Origin of the sequence: Pseudomonas frederiksbergensis, from assembly GCF_000802155.2 — a bacterium.
GTDB lineage: Bacteria > Pseudomonadota > Gammaproteobacteria > Pseudomonadales > Pseudomonadaceae > Aquipseudomonas > Aquipseudomonas frederiksbergensis_A.
The window spans coordinates 364,501-382,470 of sequence record NZ_JQGJ02000003.1; the positions used below are offsets into that span (position 1 = coordinate 364,501).

17 protein-coding genes are annotated in these 17,970 nt (G+C 61.0%); 8 read left to right on the plus strand and 9 right to left on the minus strand.

What is annotated here, in order from left to right; all coding sequences use genetic code 11:
- Nucleotides 1-313: 313 nt before the first annotated feature.
- Both mntA and hepT read left to right on the plus strand, forming a co-directional pair.
- The gene (mntA, locus tag JZ00_RS07660; RefSeq protein WP_235433057.1) at nucleotides 314-670 is read left to right on the plus strand and encodes a type VII toxin-antitoxin system MntA family adenylyltransferase antitoxin; all 357 of its coding nucleotides are present in this window, start codon (nucleotides 314-316) and stop codon (nucleotides 668-670) included.
- Complete coding sequence (hepT, locus tag JZ00_RS07665; RefSeq protein WP_039590318.1) at nucleotides 660-1,088, plus strand: type VII toxin-antitoxin system HepT family RNase toxin; 429 nt, start codon at nucleotides 660-662, stop codon at nucleotides 1,086-1,088. Before mntA ends, hepT begins: the two co-directional genes overlap by 11 nt.
- Before the next feature lie 83 nt (nucleotides 1,089-1,171).
- Here hepT and JZ00_RS07670 read toward each other — a convergent pair whose 3' ends face one another.
- From JZ00_RS07670 to argE, 3 genes are all read right to left on the minus strand, one after another.
- On the minus strand, nucleotides 1,172-2,491 hold the full coding sequence (locus tag JZ00_RS07670) for an OprD family outer membrane porin (RefSeq protein ID WP_039590315.1): 1,320 nt from the start codon (nucleotides 2,489-2,491) through the stop codon (nucleotides 1,172-1,174).
- Nucleotides 2,492-2,954: 463 nt separating this feature from the next.
- Nucleotides 2,955-4,253: an amino-acid N-acetyltransferase gene (argA, locus tag JZ00_RS07675; protein WP_039590314.1), complete on the minus strand. Its 1,299-nt coding sequence runs from the start codon at nucleotides 4,251-4,253 to the stop codon at nucleotides 2,955-2,957.
- Between the two features lie 137 nt (nucleotides 4,254-4,390).
- Nucleotides 4,391-5,548, minus strand: a complete 1,158-nt coding sequence (gene argE, locus JZ00_RS07680; protein WP_039590313.1) for an acetylornithine deacetylase — start codon at nucleotides 5,546-5,548, stop codon at nucleotides 4,391-4,393.
- Between the two features lie 157 nt (nucleotides 5,549-5,705).
- On the opposite strand from argE, the gene JZ00_RS07685 reads away from it, so the two are divergent.
- Nucleotides 5,706-7,073: a CYTH domain-containing protein gene (locus JZ00_RS07685; RefSeq protein WP_039590311.1), complete on the plus strand. Its 1,368-nt coding sequence runs from the start codon at nucleotides 5,706-5,708 to the stop codon at nucleotides 7,071-7,073.
- 139 nt (nucleotides 7,074-7,212) lie between these two features.
- Here the strand turns inward: JZ00_RS07685 and JZ00_RS07690 are convergent, their stop codons facing one another.
- Nucleotides 7,213-7,683, minus strand: a complete 471-nt coding sequence (locus tag JZ00_RS07690; RefSeq protein ID WP_039590310.1) for an Lrp/AsnC family transcriptional regulator — start codon at nucleotides 7,681-7,683, stop codon at nucleotides 7,213-7,215.
- A 128-nt stretch (nucleotides 7,684-7,811) separates the two neighbouring features.
- Here JZ00_RS07690 and JZ00_RS07695 point away from each other — a divergent pair, with 128 nt between their 5' ends.
- The 5 genes from JZ00_RS07695 (at nucleotide 7,812) to JZ00_RS07715 (ending at nucleotide 11,976) form a co-directional block, all read left to right on the plus strand.
- Nucleotides 7,812-8,150 (plus strand): hypothetical protein, encoded by a 339-nt coding sequence (locus JZ00_RS07695; protein WP_039590308.1) that lies wholly within the window; start codon nucleotides 7,812-7,814, stop codon nucleotides 8,148-8,150.
- Between the two features lie 150 nt (nucleotides 8,151-8,300).
- A complete protein-coding gene (locus JZ00_RS07700; RefSeq protein WP_039590307.1) occupies nucleotides 8,301-10,085 on the plus strand; it encodes a GspE/PulE family protein in 1,785 nt (594 codons plus the stop codon).
- A 125-nt stretch (nucleotides 10,086-10,210) separates the two neighbouring features.
- Complete coding sequence (locus JZ00_RS07705; RefSeq protein WP_039590305.1) at nucleotides 10,211-11,131, plus strand: SPFH domain-containing protein; 921 nt, start codon at nucleotides 10,211-10,213, stop codon at nucleotides 11,129-11,131.
- A 9-nt stretch (nucleotides 11,132-11,140) separates the two neighbouring features.
- Complete coding sequence (locus JZ00_RS07710) at nucleotides 11,141-11,590, plus strand: NfeD family protein (RefSeq protein WP_039590303.1); 450 nt, start codon at nucleotides 11,141-11,143, stop codon at nucleotides 11,588-11,590.
- Nucleotides 11,591-11,655: 65 nt separating this feature from the next.
- Complete coding sequence (locus JZ00_RS07715) at nucleotides 11,656-11,976, plus strand: DUF2388 domain-containing protein (protein ID WP_186707601.1); 321 nt, start codon at nucleotides 11,656-11,658, stop codon at nucleotides 11,974-11,976.
- A 74-nt stretch (nucleotides 11,977-12,050) separates the two neighbouring features.
- Here the strand turns inward: JZ00_RS07715 and gcvH are convergent, their stop codons facing one another.
- The 5 genes from gcvH to JZ00_RS07740 all read right to left on the minus strand — a co-directional run bounded on the left by gcvH (nucleotide 12,051) and on the right by JZ00_RS07740 (nucleotide 17,950).
- Nucleotides 12,051-12,434, minus strand: coding sequence for a glycine cleavage system protein GcvH (gene gcvH, locus JZ00_RS07720; RefSeq protein ID WP_039590299.1), 384 nt, complete (start codon nucleotides 12,432-12,434; stop codon nucleotides 12,051-12,053).
- A 53-nt stretch (nucleotides 12,435-12,487) separates the two neighbouring features.
- Nucleotides 12,488-13,570 (minus strand): glycine cleavage system aminomethyltransferase GcvT, encoded by a 1,083-nt coding sequence (gcvT, locus tag JZ00_RS07725; RefSeq protein ID WP_039590298.1) that lies wholly within the window; start codon nucleotides 13,568-13,570, stop codon nucleotides 12,488-12,490.
- Nucleotides 13,571-13,739: 169 nt separating this feature from the next.
- Nucleotides 13,740-15,365, minus strand: a complete 1,626-nt coding sequence (locus tag JZ00_RS07730) for an ABC transporter permease (RefSeq protein ID WP_039590296.1) — start codon at nucleotides 15,363-15,365, stop codon at nucleotides 13,740-13,742.
- Nucleotides 15,366-15,578: 213 nt separating this feature from the next.
- Nucleotides 15,579-16,583, minus strand: a complete 1,005-nt coding sequence (locus JZ00_RS07735) for an extracellular solute-binding protein (RefSeq protein WP_039590294.1) — start codon at nucleotides 16,581-16,583, stop codon at nucleotides 15,579-15,581.
- Between the two features lie 149 nt (nucleotides 16,584-16,732).
- Nucleotides 16,733-17,950 carry a 2-octaprenyl-3-methyl-6-methoxy-1,4-benzoquinol hydroxylase gene (locus tag JZ00_RS07740; protein WP_200900475.1) on the minus strand — a complete coding sequence of 406 codons (1,218 nt, stop codon included), beginning with the start codon at nucleotides 17,948-17,950 and terminating at the stop codon, nucleotides 16,733-16,735.
- Between the last annotated feature and the right edge of the window lie 20 nt (nucleotides 17,951-17,970).

The following is a 17,970-nucleotide window of genomic DNA, read 5'->3' on the forward strand; positions in this document are numbered from 1 at the left end:
TAAAAAGAATGAATACCCATTTATCTAGATCATTAGGAAATATAAAAAACTGTTCACTGGTGCCGTAACGCATACCGGCCCAAGATCATTCCCGAGGTTTCGAGAAGGCCTCGAGTTGCTGAAAAGAGGAGGGTTTCGGGGAAGGCTACAGGGGTGGGCCGAACCGAAACGCGAAAGCCCCGCCCGGCGTGATGCCGGGCGGGGCTTTTTTTGTCTTGCGTCTACGATACGGAAATTCTTGATGCGATTTCAGAACGAGCGGCTAGGATAGGCGGCATGAACACTCAAGCTTTGTACTCATCTGCAAAACCGTTTGCCTGACCTGCTGGCGGTATACCTGTTCGGCAGCCATGCACAGGGCGATGCCGGGCCTGACAGCGATGTCGACCTGGCTGTGCTTTTGTCCGGCGAGATCGATCCAGTGTCCCTATGGCAGCTTTCGGGGGACCTGGCGGACATTGCTGGCAGTCCGGTGGATCTGATTGATCTACGGGCGGCAACCACTGTGATGCAATACCAAATCGTGACCCTTGGCCAGCGACTCTGGGCCAAAGACGTACAGGCGGGATTGTTCGAATGCTTCATTCTCAGCGAGAAGACCGCGCTCGATGAGGCTCGGGCGGGATTGCTCAAGGTTATCCAGGAAGAAGGCAGCGTATATGGCCGATGACGTACTGATCAACAAAGCCGCGAGCATCGAACGTTGCGTTGCGAGAGTGCGAGAGGAATACGAGAAGAACCCCGCTACTTTTGCTACGGATTTCACTCGCCAGGATTCGGCCGTCCTGAACATTCAGCGTGCCTGTGAAGCGGCGCTGGATATGGGACAGCATTTGATTCGCCGTGAACGACTGGGTATCCCGCAAAGTGCCCGCGATACCTTCGAGTTGCTTTTTCAGGGCGGCTGGATCGAAGAAGGGTTGGTGAAAAACCTGAAGAACATGGTGGGGTTCAAGAATATCGCCGTGCATGACTATCAAGCCCTGCAATTGCCGATCCTGGTGGCGATCATTACCGGGCACTTGGATGACTTTCTGGCGTTCAGCGGCTTCATTCTGCGTAAGGATGCGACGAAGGCCAAGGGATGAAGCCGTATTCGGCTCGTTGAGCCAAAAACGCAAAAGCCCCGCCCGGCGTGATGCCGGGCGGGGCTTTTTTACTTCGCTACGCCTTACATGAAGTTGTAGGTGTAGTTGAAGATTACGCGAGTCTGGTCCTGGTCATCACCCACACCGCTGCTGCGGTAGCTACCGTGACGCACGGTGGTACCGAAGCCTTTCAAAGCGCCCTGCTGGATGACGTAGTCGACACGCATGTCACGTTCCCACTCGGAGTATTCGCTCGTGCCGGAGGCTGTTTTGACGTCGTCACCACGCAGGTAGGAAACGGCAGCCTTCAGGCCTGGAACGCCCAAGGAAGCGAAGTCGTAGGAGTATTGACCGAAGGTGGTGTTTTCACCGGCACGGACAAACCCGTTGATCATGCTATCGGTGAACAGGTAGAAGCTTGCGCCACCAGCACCTTCAGGACGGCCGTTGCTGTCAACCACGTTGCCCTGGTTCAGGTAGACAAAGCCACCGTCATCGCCGACTTGTTGATGACCCAGCAAGAAAGCACTGCCACCCAGGGTGTAGGTGAACATGGCGCTCCAGGTCTTGTTATCGACCTCGCCCGGGGTCTTGGCATAGCCATTGTTGTTGTTAAAGCGATAGCCCGCGTCGCCGTTGCGGCCATCCGAGCTGCTGTCGAAGTAACGCAGATCAGTCTTGAACGATTGGCCTTCGCTGATCGGGAAAACGTGTACCGCGCCCAGGAAATGCTGCTTGTAGTAATCCTGCAGGTTGGCGTAGTAGTACTGCAGCGTCAGGTCTTTGGTGACCTTCCAGTCAGCACCTGCGTAACGGAACTGGTTGCTTTCCTCGGTACCGCCCGCGACCGCCAGACCAGTGCTGTTGCTCGATGCCCGACCTGTGGCGTGTTCCAACTGGCCCGCGTTGAAAGTGACGTTGTCGAGATCCTTGGAGGTGATGGTGCCACCTTCAAAGGTCTGTGGCAGCAAACGGCTGTCGTTGGCAACCAGGATCGGCAGGTTAGGCGCCAGCGCACCACCGAGGTGAGCTTCGGTCTTGGAGAACAATGCCTTCACGTTACCGGACAAACGGCTCCACTCATGCACCGCCGAGCCATTCGTGTCAGCAGGCATGTAGGAACCAGCGTTACGGCCCCGGCCGCCATCGAGACGGATCCCCACCAGTGCCTGGGCGTCGATACCGAAACCAACGGTACCTTGCGTGAAGCCAGACTTGTAGTCGAACTTGAGGCCGGTGCCCGTTTCGCGCAGATCCTCGCTGCCCGTTTCATGGTTGTCGTTATTGAAATACAACGTACGAGAACTGACAGACGCCTTGCTGTCTTCAATGAAACCGGCGGCGCCTGCCTGCTGCGCCAATACCCCAAGGGCCACTGCCATGGCCAAGGTGGACTTCTTCATGTATCGCTCCTCTCGTTTTCTAATTCTTGTGTGTCTTTGGTTCCGGTTCGAACGCCCGGAATCCGCGGATGCGCGATTAGCGCCAGACCGTGACTGGCAAGTCAACCGTAACCCTTTCGGACTACGACGAAGGTCTAACCCCGCGACACCGGCCCGAAGAATAAAGGATTTTTTATAAATCCAAATAGAATTGTTTCAACAGTTTTCAGCGCAGTTTGACATAAGAGTGCCATCACCGCTTCATCAAGCCGTGACATGCCTTATCGGCGACGCAGAGGATTACTGAACGGTCATTTCGCCAGGGATTTACCAGACCCCGTGATGCCGGGCGACGAAATGAGTTTGCGCGCCTCCTGCGCCTTCGATCCTGTTCACGGCCGCTCGCGTATGCCGCGATCTTGACCGGTTCCAGACTAGCTGCTCATTGTCTGAAATCAAGAAGACCGCGGTAAAGCGGGGCCGCCTACAGGGACTTTTCGAAGATCTTCGAATTGCGCTGATAGTTGTAGAGCGACGCCCGGGCCGCAGGCAGGCGCTCGACAGTGCTGGGTTCGAAGCCCCGCTCACGGAACCAGTGGGCGGTCCGCGTCGTCAGTACGAACAGCGTCTTGAGCCCTTGGGCACGGGCCCGGGTTTCGATCCGCTCCAGCAACTCATCGCCCCGGCCACCGTGGCGGTACTCCGGATTCACCGCCAGGCAGGCCAGCTCACCGGCATCCGAATCGGCGATCTGGTACAGCGCCGCGCAAGCGATGATCATGCCTTCACGCTCGACCACGCTGAACTGTTCGATCTCGCGCTCCAGCACCTCGCGGGAACGACGCACCAGGATGCCCTGCTCTTCCAACGGGCTGATCAGGTCCAGCAATCCGCCGACGTCTTCGATCGCCGCCTCACGCACCACCTCGAACTGCTCCTGTGCTACCAGCGTGCCGCTGCCGTCACGGGTGAACAATTCGGCCAGCAGCGCGCCATTCTCGGCATAGCTGACGATGTGGCTGCGCGCGACACCGCCACGGCAGGCCTGGGCCGCCGCATCCAGCAGTTCGGCTTGATAGTCGCTGCCCAGACGCTGCATGTGGGCCGGGACCTGTTGCGGACGCAACTCGCGAACCAGTCGCCCATCTTCGCCGATCAGGCCTTGCTCGGCGCCGAACAGCAGCAATTTGTCCGCTGCCAGGTCAATGGCCGCACGAGTGGCGACGTCTTCGCAGGCCAGGTTGAAGATCTCCCCCGTGGGCGAATAGCCCAACGGTGACAGCAAGACGATGGAGCGCTCGTCCAGCAGCCGATTGATGCCTTTGCGATCGACCCGGCGCACCTCGCCGGTGTGGTGATAATCCACGCCTTCAAGCACGCCGATCGGCCGGGCGGTGACCAGGTTGCCGCTGGCGACCCGCAACCGCGAGCCTTGCATCGGCGATGACGCCATGTCCATGGAAAGGCGCGCCTCGATAGCGATGCGCAACTGGCCGACCGCGTCGATCACGCATTCCAGCGTCGCGGCATCGGTGATGCGCATGCCGTGGTGGTAATGGGGCGTCAGGCCACGGGCAGCAAGACGGGTTTCAATCTGCGGGCGCGAACCATGGACCAGCACCAGGCGCACGCCAAGACTGTGCAGCAGCACCAGGTCGTGGACGATGTTGCCGAAATTAGGGTGTTCCACCCCATCGCCGGGCAGCATGACGATGAAGGTGCAGTCGCGGTGGGCATTGATATAAGGCGAAGCGTGACGAAGCCAATTGACGTATTCGGGCATGAACCTGGACCTGTAATAAATAACAGCCGAAAAAAGACGAAACAGAACGCACAGCGGGCTGGTGGTTATCGTCGGAACAGGCTTGGCGACACGCGCGCTCTCCTCATGTGATGAATACGGGCCCGCACGGGGGCAATTTAACCGGCCGTGGCCGGCGTCAGGCAGTAATGACCGATCAACTGACGCAGCAATTGCACGGTAGGTTGCAAACGTGACATTTCAAGGTACTCGCCGGGCTGATGGGCGCAGGCGATATCACCAGGACCCAGCACCAGGGTTTCGCAGCCAAGGCGCTGAAGATAAGGCGCTTCGGTGCCGAACGCCACTGCTTCGGAGCGATAACCCGTCAGCCGCTCGGCCACGCGCACCAATTCGGCATCCTCGGCCTGCTCGAACGGGGGCACCTCGGGAAACAACGGCGCGTAGTCGATCTTGACCTTGTGGCGTTCGGCGATGGGGTCGAGCTTCTGCTGGATCGCTGCCCGCAGCACCTGCGGGTCCATGCCTGGCAAGGGGCGCAAGTCGAATTCCATGGAGCATTGGCCACAGATCCGGTTGGGATTGTCACCGCCGTGGATGCAGCCGAAATTCAGCGTCGGTTGCGGCACGGTAAATTGCGGATTACGGAATTCACGCTGCCATTGCAACCGCAAGCCGCGCAGCTCACCCATGGCGTCGTGCATGGCTTCGAGGGCGCTGTGGCCCAGGCTTGGGTCGGATGAGTGGCCGCTGCGCCCGAGAATATCGATGCGCTCCATCATCACGCCCTTGTGCAGGCGAATCGGCCGCAGGCCGGTGGGCTCGCCGATCACCGCAGCGCGGCCCAATGGCCGGCCGGCATCGGCCAGGGCGCGGGCGCCGGCCATGGAGCTTTCTTCATCGCACGTGGCGAGGATCAGCAACGGTTGCTTGAACGGTTGGTCCAGCAGCGGCTTGACCGCTTCGATCGCCAGGGCAAAAAAACCTTTCATGTCGCAACTGCCCAGGCCCACCCATCGCCCATCGACCTCGGTGAGTTTCAGCGGATCGGTCTGCCACAACGCGCCGTCGAACGGCACCGTGTCACTGTGGCCAGCCAGCACCAGCCCGCCGGGGCCCGTGCCGAAACTCGCCAGTAGATTGAACTTGCCGGGGCTGACCTGTTGGATGTCACAGGAAAACCCAAGCTCGGTGAGCCAGCCCGCCAGCAGCTCGATAACGGCGCCATTGGACTGGTCCAGCGTCGCCTGGGTGCAACTGACCGATGGCGCAGCGATCAGGGCAGCGAATTGATCTTTCATGGACGGCAAAGGCATCGCTGGCTCCGGACTTGCAGATTGAAGTCCATCATAGAGCCATCGAGCGCAAGGATGGAACCGTTCGGCGCGTAGGCTCGAGGAGTCCTGTACACTGCACGGCCTTGGCAGCCACACCTTCCCCCGGCTGCGCACCCGATCCCTGGATTTTCCGGCCATGCAGAAAGAAACCGAAATCAAACTCCGCGTCAGCCGCGAGACCCTGGCAGCGTTGCGTGAGCATCCGCTGTTGAAAAAACGCAACAAGAGTGGCTGGGAACGCCACGAACTGATGAACCAGTACTTCGACACGCCGGAACGTGACCTGGCCCGGGCCAAAGTCGCCCTGCGCCTGCGTCGCGACGGCGAAGAGGTGATCCAGACCCTCAAGACCCGCGGCCAGAGCGTCGCCGGTCTGTCCGAGCGCAACGAATACGACTGGCACCTGCCCAAGGCCAAGTTGGACCTGAAGAAACTCGAGGGCGAGTGCTGGCCCGAGGCGCTGGCAGACCTGGATAAAAAGACCCTCAAGGCGATCTTCACCACCGACTTCGTTCGTGAACGCGCCGAAATCGCCTGGGGCCGTGGCAAAAGCAAAGTGGTCATCGAAGCCGCGCTGGACGTGGGCCACGTCGTGGTCGGTAAGCAGAAGGAAGAAATCTGCGAGCTGGAGCTGGAACTGCGTGAAGGCGAACCTGCCGCGCTGTTGGAGCTGGCCGCCGAGCTGGCCGCGACCTTGCCCTTGATGCCTTGTGATATCAGCAAGGCCGAACGCGGCTATCGCCTTCATGAAGCGGGCAGCTACGCCCTGAGCCTGCCAGCTCCGCAACTGAGCGCCGAAACACCGCTGGACGATGCTTTCGCGGCGCTGAGCTGGCATTTGCTGGGCAGCAGCCAGCGCCTGGCCGAGCAATATCGCTTCAACGGCCACTGGCGCCTGCTGCAGGACTGGGTCGAAAACCTCGCCGAACTGCGTGCATTGCTCAGCAGCCTCGGCCAGGCCGCGCCGCGCCAATCCACCCACGACCTGCGGGTTGCCCTGGACGCGCTGCTGGAAGACTGGCGTCCGCTGGTCCAGGCCGGCCTCGAAGACGAAGACGTGCGCAAGGCGGCACCGGAGCAGTTCCTCGAAGAACTGCAAGACCCGCGCTGGGGCCTCTTCTCCCTCCAAGCGTCACGCTGGCTGCTGGCCCGCAGCTGGGCCGCCGACCGCAACACCCGTGGCAACCGCCAGGGCGCGGCGCAACTGGGCAGCTGGTTGCCACGCCTGTTGAGCGAAGAAGCTTCGTCCTTGCAACTGCAACGTTACCAGCAGCAGCCAGAAGACCTGGCCGAGCAATTGCCGCGCATCGAACGCATCCAGGCCTGGCTGCATCATGCCCGCCAGGTGCTGGAAATTGCTGAGATGGACCGGCTCTACGGCGAATTGAACAAGCTGGCGCAATTGGCCAACGAACCGATCACCGACGAGCTTCTGGATGCGCGCAAGCAACAGGCGATCGCGGTGTATCAGAACCGGGCCTGGAAGACTTTGCTGCGCCTGTAACACCGCTTCGCGAGCAGGCTCGCACACAGGGGTTCAGCGTTAGAGTCAGATTTTGTGACCGCTGAAATTCAACTGTAAGAGCGAGCTTGCTTCGGACGGCGATCCGACGATGGGGCCGGCCCGCACACCTGCAGAAGCTTCAGCGCACCACCGGCAAACTCGTCGTGGACTTGATTTCCGACAGCGCCACGATCGAGTTCACTTCCTGGATCCCCGGCACCATCGACAGCTTCTCGAAAAAGAAGCGCTCGTAGGCCTCGATGTCCGCCGTGACAATGCGCAGCAAGAAATCCACCGACCCCATCAGCACGTAGCATTCCAGCACCTCAGGGAAGCCGCGGATCGCCTCGGTGAATTCGGTGAAATTCGAGCGTCCGTGAGCATTGAGCTTTATTTCGGCGAATATCTGCGTGTTGAGGCCGATTTTCTTGCGATCCAGCAGCGTCACTTGCCCGCGAATGATCCCCTCCTCCTTCATCCGCTGAATCCGACGCCAGCAAGGCGATTGGGACAGACCTACCTGCTCGGCGATCTGCGCACTGGAAAGCGAAGCGTCTTCCTGCAGCAAGGCCAGTATCCTGCGGTCATAAGCGTCCAGCTCGTTTTGCATAAATAAAGCCCAGATAGATCAAAATACGATTAATTCAATTCGGCTAATCCGCCCAATCAGCCCATCTTAGATAAGAAATACCCCGGCGCCCATGTAAAGATTTCTCCCGAACTTCTGGAGACTTCCCCATGCCCTCATTGGAATCCGTCAGCACACCAGTGCTTCGTGCCGACGCCTGGCACACCGCCAACACCCATTGTCGCGCTCACTATCATTTGCTCGGGGAAGCCGAGCCGGACCTGCCCTGCCGGGTGCTCAATCTGTTTGCCTTGCAAGGCCTCACGCTGGAAACGGCGCGGATCGAGCGCCTCGACGATCTGCTGTCGATAGAGATCCTCTTGGCCGGGCTGAGCTGGCACCGCGCGCAAGTGATCGCCGAAAAATTGCGTAACCTAATCAGCGTCTGTTCGGTGGACTTGCAGGACGCCGATATTGCGCGGGCCGGGCCGGTCCTGGCGGCCGGTTGAGAGCATCCAGGCAAGAATTGGAAACGCATTGGTCGGGTAGTGGCCCAACGGTCCATAGGGTCGGGACTATTCTTTTGCAGAACGAGCCAGGACGCCGAAGCGTCTGTATCGCGGCTTTGCTGCATTAGTCCAATAGGAACCCGAACGCCCATGTCCACCAAACACGCCACTCAGGACCGCTGGCTGGACCTCAACGACCTGCTGCGCCAATTGGTCACCCAAGGCCTCATCAGCCAGGATTCGGCCGAGACTGCGCTCAATGCCCGCCGGCGCCATAACGCCAACAGCCAGCTACACCCATTGGAATTCATCGCCAACCAGCATCTCGACGACCTCAGCCGCCCCGGCAAGCGCCTGGACCTGGAGAACCTGACGCTATGGCTGGCCCAGCAGGCCGACCAGCCCTACATGCGCATCGACCCTTTGAAGATCAACGTGGCGGCTGTTACGCCGTTGATGTCCTACGCCTTTGCACAGCGCCACAAGATTCTCGCGGTCGCGGTGGATCGCGACGCCGTCACGGTCGCCAGCGCCCAGCCCTATGTCAGCAGTTGGGAATCAGACCTGACCCACGTGCTCAAATTGCCGGTCAAGCGCGTGGTGGCCAACCCCGTCGACATCCAACGCCTGAGCGTGGAGTTCTATCGACTGGCCAAGTCGGTCAGCGGCGCGACGACGGTCGACCAGCAACCCAGCAACCTGACCAATTTCGAACAACTGCTCAACCTGGGCGCCAGTGACCAGGAGCCGGACGCCAACGACGCGCATATCGTCAATATCGTCGACTGGCTGTTCCAGTACGCGTTCCAGCAACGGGCCAGCGATATCCATATCGAACCGCGCCGGGAGCAAGGCACCGTGCGCTTTCGCATCGACGGCGTGCTGCACACCGTCTACCAATTCCCGCCACAGGTGACGATGGCCATCATCAGCCGGCTCAAGAGCCTGGGCCGGATGAACGTCGCGGAAAAGCGCAAGCCCCAGGATGGCCGCGTCAAGACCAAGACCCCGGATGGCGGCGAGGTGGAGTTGCGACTGTCGACCTTGCCCACCGCGTTCGGCGAGAAAATGGTCATGCGGATCTTCGACCCGGAAGTGCTGCTCAAGGATTTCGACCAGCTCGGCTTTTCCGCAGACGACTTGCGCCGCTGGCAGGACATGACTCGCCAGCCCAACGGCATCATCCTGGTCACGGGTCCCACCGGGTCCGGCAAGACAACCACCCTGTACACCACGCTGAAGAAACTGGCGACGCCGGAAGTGAACCTCTGCACCATCGAAGACCCGATTGAAATGGTCGAGGCCTCCTTCAACCAGATGCAGGTCCAGCACAATATCGAGCTGTCCTTTGCCGCAGGCGTCCGCGCGCTGATGCGACAGGACCCGGACATCATCATGATCGGCGAGATTCGCGACCTGGAGACCGCCGAAATGGCGATCCAGGCAGCGCTCACCGGACACCTCGTGCTCTCGACCCTGCACACCAATGATGCACCGAGCGCGATCAGCCGCCTGCTGGAACTCGGCGTGCCGCATTACCTGATCAAGGCCACGGTACTCGGGGTGATGGCCCAGCGCTTGGTGCGGACGTTGTGCCCCCATTGCAAGGCGCCCCTGACCCTGGACGAAGACGACTGGCAAACCCTGACACGTCCCTGGCAGGCGCCACTGCCCACCAACGCCCAACAGGCCGTCGGTTGCTCGGAATGCCGTGACACCGGTTATCGCGGGCGCGCCGGGGTGTACGAGATCATGCAGTTGAGCGACAGCGTAAAAGGCCTGATCCACCCTGACACCGACCTGCTGGCCGTGCGCCGCCAGGCGTTCAAGGAAGGCATGCGCAGCTTGCGGCTTTCTGGCGCGCAAAAGGTGGCGGCGGGCTTGACCACTGTCGAGGAAGTATTGCGGGTCACACCTCAGAGCGAGCAAAAGTAGGCACGGTCCGGCTAAAGGACCGGAAAACTCCCACGAACATACCGGAACGGACCGTAGCGAAGATAATGGCCGCTTGCCCTACACTCAGGGTTCGCAGGTCCATTCAATCCGCACAGGGAACCGTCATGCAGATCGGTAGCGTACTTCTACTTTTCATCGGCCTCGTGGTCGCCATCCTGTTCATGGGGTTCAAGGTCGTGCCCCAGGGCTACCAATGGACGGTCGAGCGGTTCGGCCGCTACACCAATACGCTCAAGCCGGGCCTGAACATCATCATCCCGGTGATGGACCGCATCGGTCGCAAGATCAACGTCATGGAAAGCGTGCTGGACATCCCACCCCAGGAAGTCATCACCGCCGACAACGCCACGGTGCAGATCGACGCCGTGTGCTTTTTCCAGGTGGTCAATACGGCCCAGGCCGCCTACGAGGTCAACAACCTCGAGCACGCCATCCGCAACCTGTTGCAAACCAACATCCGCACGGTGCTGGGTTCCATGGAGCTGGATGCCATGTTGAGCCAGCGCGACGGTATCAACGAGAAATTGCTGCGCACCGTTGATGAGGCCACGGCACCTTGGGGCATCAAGATCACGCGGATCGAGATCAAGGACATCAGCCCGCCGGCCGACCTGATGGCCGCCATGTCAGGGCAGATGAAAGCCGAACGTATCAAGCGTGCCCAGATCCTCGAAGCCGAGGGCTTGCGAGCGTCGGCGATCCTCACCGCCGAGGGCAAGAAACAGGCACAGATCCTCGAGGCCGAGGGCAGCCGCCAGGCCGCATTCCTCGAGTCCGAGGCCCGCGAGCGCCAGGCGCAGGCCGAAGCCCTCGCCACCCAGGTGGTGTCCCAGGCGATTGCCGACGGTAACGTCCAGGCCGTGAACTACTTCGTTGCGCAAAAATACATCGATGCGCTGGGCCAATTAGCCTCGGCCAACAATAGCAAGGTAATCCTGATGCCGCTGGAAGCCAGCCAGGTCATCGGAGCGGTCGGCGGCATTGGCGAAATCGTCAAGGCCACCTTCGACAGCAAGAAAGCCTGAGGCGCGCCTATGTGGGAGTTCCTGCAGCAGATGTCTTATTGGGACTGGCTGGCGCTGGGCGTCATCCTGTTGATCCTGGAAATATTCGGCGCCGGCGGATACCTGTTATGGATTGGCATGGCCGCCGCTGCGGTGGGCGTGTTGACCTTCGTCCTGCCGCAAATGGCGTGGGAGGTGCAGTTCCTGCTGTTCGGCCTGTTCGCTATCGCGACAGCCCTGTATTGGTGGCGACGCCAGCGCAGCGCTATCCGCCAGAGCGACCAGCCGCACCTGAACCTGCGCGGGCAGGAGCTGATTGGCAAGATATTCCAGGTCCATGAGGCGATCGTCGATGGGCGCGGCAAGATCAAGGTGGCCGATGGCGTTTGGTTGGCCAAAGGGCCCGATCTGCCTGTTGGCACAAGGGTCAGGGTAGTGGCGCAAGAAGGTACCGTGTTGACGATTGAAAAAGCTGACTGACGTGTCATGGAACTGAACCGGGGCAACGGCAATCCAAAATCATAGTTAACCCTGTGGAGTCACCTATCATGCGTCTCAAACTTGCTGTCGCGACCCTGGCCTTGCTTTCTCTTCCCGTGGGCTCGGCAATGGCCGACACGTTTTGGCGTAACGTCATCTCATCCGGTGCGACCACCGGTTCCACCTACCTGACCTTCAAGGATAACAAGCTGATCGTCGCCGCCCAGGACGACGCCGGCAGCTTCGTCGCCAGTGACGGCGGCATTCGTGGCCCTTACCTGGAAGCGGCCATGCAGAAAGTGCGTGCCGACAACCCAGGCCTGCAAGCCACCGACATGGAACTGGCCAACGCGATCCTGGCGAAAAACGCCGTCGCCCAGGAGTGATTCCGGGCCAATAAAAAATGCCGCTCGATCGAGCGGCATTTTTTTGCCCGGAGATTACCCAAGGCTGTCCCGTCTTATTCGCCGATTGCAGCCTTGTAGCCGGTAGCGTCCAGCAGCTTGTCCAGCTCGGACGCATCGCTTGGCATGAGTTTGAAGATCCAAGCCCCGTAAGGATCGGAGTTCAACAACTCTGGCGAACCACTCAATTCTTCGTTGACTGCAATCACTTCTCCGGCAATCGGGGAGTAGATGTCAGAAGCGGCCTTGACCGATTCCACCACACCGGCCTGATCGCCCGCAGCAAAAACCTTACCGACTTCAGTCAGCTCGACAAACACCACGTCGCCCAACGCTTCCTGCGCGTGGTCGCTGATGCCCACGGTGACGCTACCGTCGGCTTCCAGGCGAGCCCACTCGTGGCTTTCGGCGAAACGCAGTTCGGCAGGGATATCGCTCATAATTCTGTGTCCTCAAGAGAAAGTGTCAGCGGCCAGCGGCCCGCCGCAAAGGGTTAGATCAGGGTTTTGCCATGGCGGACGAAGGTCGGCTTGACCACTCGTACCGGATACCACTTGCCACGAATTTCCACCTCGGCACGGTCAGCCGTAGCCATCGGAACACGTGCCAGGGCAATGGACTTGCTAAGCGTAGGAGAAAAACTACCACTGGTGATCTCTCCTTCGCCAACATTGGCGATACGGACCACTTGGTGGGCGCGTAGCACACCGCGCTCTTCCAGTACCAGCCCCACCAGTTTGTGCTGTACGCCAGCGGCGAGTTCAGCCTCCAGCGCAGCGCGACCGATGAACTGGCGGTCCGCGGGTTCCCAGGCGATGCTCCAGGCCATGTTCGAGGCCAACGGCGAAACATCCTGGTGGATGTCCTGGCCGTAGAGGTTCATGCCGGCTTCGAGGCGCAAGGTGTCGCGCGCGCCCAGCCCGATGGGAGAAATGCCGGCACCCACCAGGTCGTTGAAAAAACTCGGGGCTTCATGGGCCGGCAGGACAATCTCCAGGCCGTCCTCGCCGGTGTAGCCGGTCCGGGCGATGAACCAGTCACCGTCGGCGCGACCTTCGAAGGGCTTGAGCTGCTGGATCAACTGGCCGCGTGGTTGCGTGACCAGCTCGGCGATCTTGTGCCGGGCCTGGGGCCCCTGGATAGCCAGCATCGCCAGTTCGGCACGCTCGTGAAGTTGTACCTGGTAATCGCCGAGCTGCGCCTGCATCCAGGCCAAGTCCTGATCTCGGGTCGAGGCGTTGAATACCAGCCGGTAACCGTCCTCGACGCGATAGATGATCATGTCGTCGACAATGCCGCCGCGCTCGTTGAGCATGGTGCTGTACAACGCACGACCGGTGTCCTGCAAGCGATCAACGTCATTGGCCAGCAAACGCTGTAGCCAGGCTTTGGCCTGGGGACCGGCGACGTCGATCACGGTCATATGGGATACATCGAACACACCGCAGTCGCGGCGCACCTGATGGTGCTCTTCAACTTGCGATCCATAGTGCAAGGGCATATCCCAACCGCCAAAATCGACCATTTTCGCGCCGAGGGCGAGATGAAGGTCATACAGAGGCGTACGCTGTCCCATGGGTTTCTCCTTCCGGGCTTGGCGAAGGTGCGGACGGGTACTGCCACAGCCCGAACGCCTAAAAAAAGGATTTTTCTGACGCTCCTAGCTACCCTGTCCGACAGACGGACCGCACCGAATGCCGCGCATTGTATCCGCATGATCCAGGACTGGCACCTAGGCGTGTGCTCTATTCACTGAGAACGCGCCGGTGGGCCGAACGCCGTATCAATCCGATGACCGGCAGCAATCCCACCAGCACCAGGGTCAGCGCCGGCAACGCAGCTCGCGCCCATTCCCCTTCGCTGGTCATCTCAAAAACCCGTACCGCCAGCGTATCCCAGCCAAACGGGCGCATCAGCAATGTCGCGGGCATTTCCTTGAGCACGTCAACGAACACCAGCAGCGCAGCGCTCAAGGTGCCTGGGAGCAGCAACGGCAGATACACTTTGAAAAACAGTCGTGGCCCACTCACCCCAAGGCTTCGTGCGGCTTCAGGCAACGACGGACGAATACGCGCCAGGCTGCTTTCCAACGGGCCGTAGGCCACGGCCAGGAAACGCACCAGGTACGCCAGCAACAGCGCCGACAAGCTGCCCAGCAGCAACGGCTTGCCCGCGCCTCCGAACAGGGTCGACAGCGGAATGACCAGTTCGCGGTCCAGATAGCTGAACGCAAGCATGATCGACACCGCCAGCACTGACCCAGGCAAGGCGTAACCCAGGTTTGCCAGGCCGACACCGGCGCGGATGGACCGGGTCGGCGCCAGGCGCCGAGCGAAGGCCAGCAGCAAGGCGACGCTGACCGTGACAAGGGCTGCGAGACCACCCAAATAGAGGGTATGGACAATCAGCCCGGCATAACGCTCGTCCAGGTCGAAACGACCGCGCTGCCAAAACCACACCACCAATTGCGTGACGGGAATGACAAACGCACAGGCAAAGACCAGCAGGCACCAGCCGCTGGCCGCCAGCGCCTTGAGTCCTCGCAAGGGGTAGAGCGCCTGCACACGCGGTCGCTCGTTGCCGGCCCGTTGGGCGCCCCGGGCGCGGCGTTCCCCATAGAGCACCACCATGACCGCCAACAACAGGAGGCTGGCCAGTTGGGCGGCACTTGAGAGGCTGAAGAAACCGTACCAGGTCTTGTAGATGGCCGTGGTAAACGTGTCGAAGTTGAACACTGACACCGCACCGAAGTCCGCCAGGGTTTCCATCAGCGCGAGCGCCACGCCAGCGCCGATTGCCGGTCGAGCCATCGGTAGCGCTACGCGCCAGAACGCCTGCCACGGCGACTGCCCGAGGACCCGGGCCGCTTCCATCAAGCCCTTGCCTTGCGCCAGGAAAGCGCTTCGCGCGAGCAGATAGACATAGGGATAGAAAACCAGGACCAGGACCAGGATTACCCCGCCAGTGGAGCGTACCCGAGGCAGGCGCAGGCCACTGCCGAACCATTCGCGCAGCAGCGTCTGCACCGGACCGGCAAAATCCAGCAGGCCAACGAAGACAAACGCCAGTACATAGGCGGGGATCGCGAACGGCAGCATCAACGCCCAATCGAGCCATCGTCGGCCAGGGAACTCGCAGAGGCTGGTGAGCCAGGCCAGGCTCACGCCCAGCAGCGTCACGCCGACACCCACGCCAAGAATCAACGTCAGGGTATTGCCCAACAGGCGCGGCATCTGAGTGTCCCAGAGGTGGGACCAGATTTGCGGATCGATGCTCTGCCAGGACAGCAGCAGCACACTCAGGGGCAACAAGACCAGCGCAGCGACGGCGAAGACCAGGGGATACCAGCGGCGTTGGGCGGGGTGGGTCAAGGAAAGCTCTCTTCTGATGTCATCGCTGACAAATGGTCTCATGTGGCGAGGGAGCTTGCTCCCGCTGGGCTACGAAGTAGCCCCAACGTCGAGATCATGCCCCGTCAGATAAACCTCGGCCGATATTCCGGGAGGGCTTCACCCTGGAGCGCCAGCCCGGTCCCGCGGGAGCAAGCTCCCTCACCACTCTTCATCGAATGACTGAGGGCAGTCTCAATTCCAGCCAGCGCGGTCCATCATGCGGATGGCTTCGGCCTGGCGTTTACCCGCGACTTCCACCGGCAACGTATCGGCCTTGAACTCCCCCCAGGCGGCGACCTCCTTGGAAGGCTTCACTTTCGGGTTCGCCGGGAACTCCTGGTTCACGTCGGCAAAGATGCTTTGCGCTTCAGGCGTGGTCATCCACTCCACCAGCTTCTTCGCGGCTTCCGGGTGCGGCGCATGCTTGGTCAAGCCAATGCCCGAGAGGTTGATGTGCACGCCCCGATCGGCCTGGTTCGGCCAGAACAACTTGACCTTCAAGTCCGGCTTCTGCTGGTGCAGGCGGCCGTAGTAGTAGGTGTTGACGATACCGACATCACACTGGCCGGCATTGATCGCTTCAAGCAGCGCAGTGTCGTCGGAAAACACGTCGGTGGACAGGTTCTTGACCCAGCCCTTGAGGATTTCCTCGGTTTTTTCCGCGCCGTGGGTTTCGATCAGGGTCGCGGTCAGGGACTGGTTGTAGACCTTCTTCGACGTCCGCAGGCACAAGCGGCCTTCCCACTCCTTGCCCGCCAGCGCCTCATAAGTGGTCAACTCGCCCGGTTTGACCCGGTCTGTGGAGTAAACAATGGTCCGCGCCCGCAGGCTCAGGCCGGTCCAGGCATTGGAAGACGCGCGATATTGAGCTGGGATGTTGGTGTCGATGACCGACGAGGTGAAGGGCTGGAGAATCCCCATCTGCTCGGCTTGCCAGAGGTTGCCGGCGTCCACGGTGAGCAGCAGGTCGGCGGTGGCGTTTGCACCTTCGGCCTTGATCCGCTGCATGAGCGGCGCTTCCTTGTCGGTAATGAACTTCACCGCTACGCCGGTCTTCTTGGTGTACGCATCGAAGACCGGTTTGATCAATTCATCGATGCGCGAGGAATAGACCACCACCTCATCGGCGGCCTGGGCGGCGGAAGTGCCAATCAGGGCCAGGGCGAGGGCGGACAGCAGGCGTTTAGTGGCCGACATGGTAGCGGTCTCTCGGTAATGAACGGAGCGCAAATGATAAGGACTCACATTTAGCACCACAATCGGACAGTGGGCAGACACGTTTCCAAATGTTGCACGGGTGACGTTGCGGTGGCTGCTCGCGATAGGCCATAAGCCCAAAACACCGTTCAGGCCTTGGCCAAATCCGGCAGATCCCCCATCAACCCGAGCGCCTCGCGCACAAACAGCGCCTTGGCCTCAGGCAGGCGGTCCACCAGTTTCAACCCGGTGTTACGCAACCAGCGAACCGGCAGCGGATCGGCCTGGAACAAGCGCTCGAACCCCTCCATCGCCGCCATCAACGCCAGGTTGTGGGGCATGCGTCGCCGCTCGTAGCGACTCAATACCTTCACATCCGCCAAGCGCTCGCCGCGTGCGGTCGCTTGCAGCAGCACTTCGGCCAGCACGGCGGCGTCGAGGAAACCCAGGTTCACCCCCTGCCCCGCCAATGGATGGATGGTATGGGCCGCATCGCCGATCAGTGCCAGTCCTTCTGCCACGTAGCGCTTGGCATGGCGCTGGCGCAGCGGCACGCACAGCCGCGGATCGGCGCTCAGTACCGTGCCGAGCTGGCCTTCGAAGGCGCGCTCCAATTCGTTGCAGAACGCGCTGTCATCGAGCGCCATCAAGCGCTGCGCTTCATCGGGAGTGGTGGACCAGACGATCGAGCACCAATCGTGCTGGCCGTCACGCTCGAGCGGCAGGAACGCCAGCGGGCCGTTATCGGTGAAGCGCTGCCATGCCGTCATTCGATGCGCCCGGGCAGTGCGCACGCTGGTGACGATGGCGTGATGCAGGTAATCCCATTCGCGCGTTGCCACGCCGGTCAGGCGGCGCACCGCGGAATTCGCGCCGTCGGCGGCAATGACCAGCGGTGCGCGCAAGGTGCGGCCATCGGCCAGGGTCAACAGCCAGTCGTCGCCGGAACGACGCATCTGCTCCAGCCGGGCATTGGCCAGCAGGCCCAGGTCGCAGTCATGCAGGCGATCCAGCAGGGCGTCCTGCACCACGCGATTCTCGACGATGTGCCCAAGCGCCTCGGCATGCAGGCTGGCGGCCGAAAAATGAATCTGCCCGGTGCCGCTGCCATCCCAGACGTGCATGTCGGTATAAGGGCTGGCACGCCGGGCGGTGATGCCCTCCCAGACGCCCAGGCGATCGAGGATCCGCTGGCTGGCCGTCGACAAGGCACTGACCCGGGGCTCGAATGCGGCTTGGGCATCGAAGGGCTTGACGCTCATCGGGCTGCCGTCGAGCAGCAGCACTTGCAAGCCACTGCCCTGCAAGGCCAGCGCCAGGGCGCTGCCGACCATACCGGCACCGACGATAAGCAGATCTGCACGCAATTCCATGCTTTAAGCCTGTG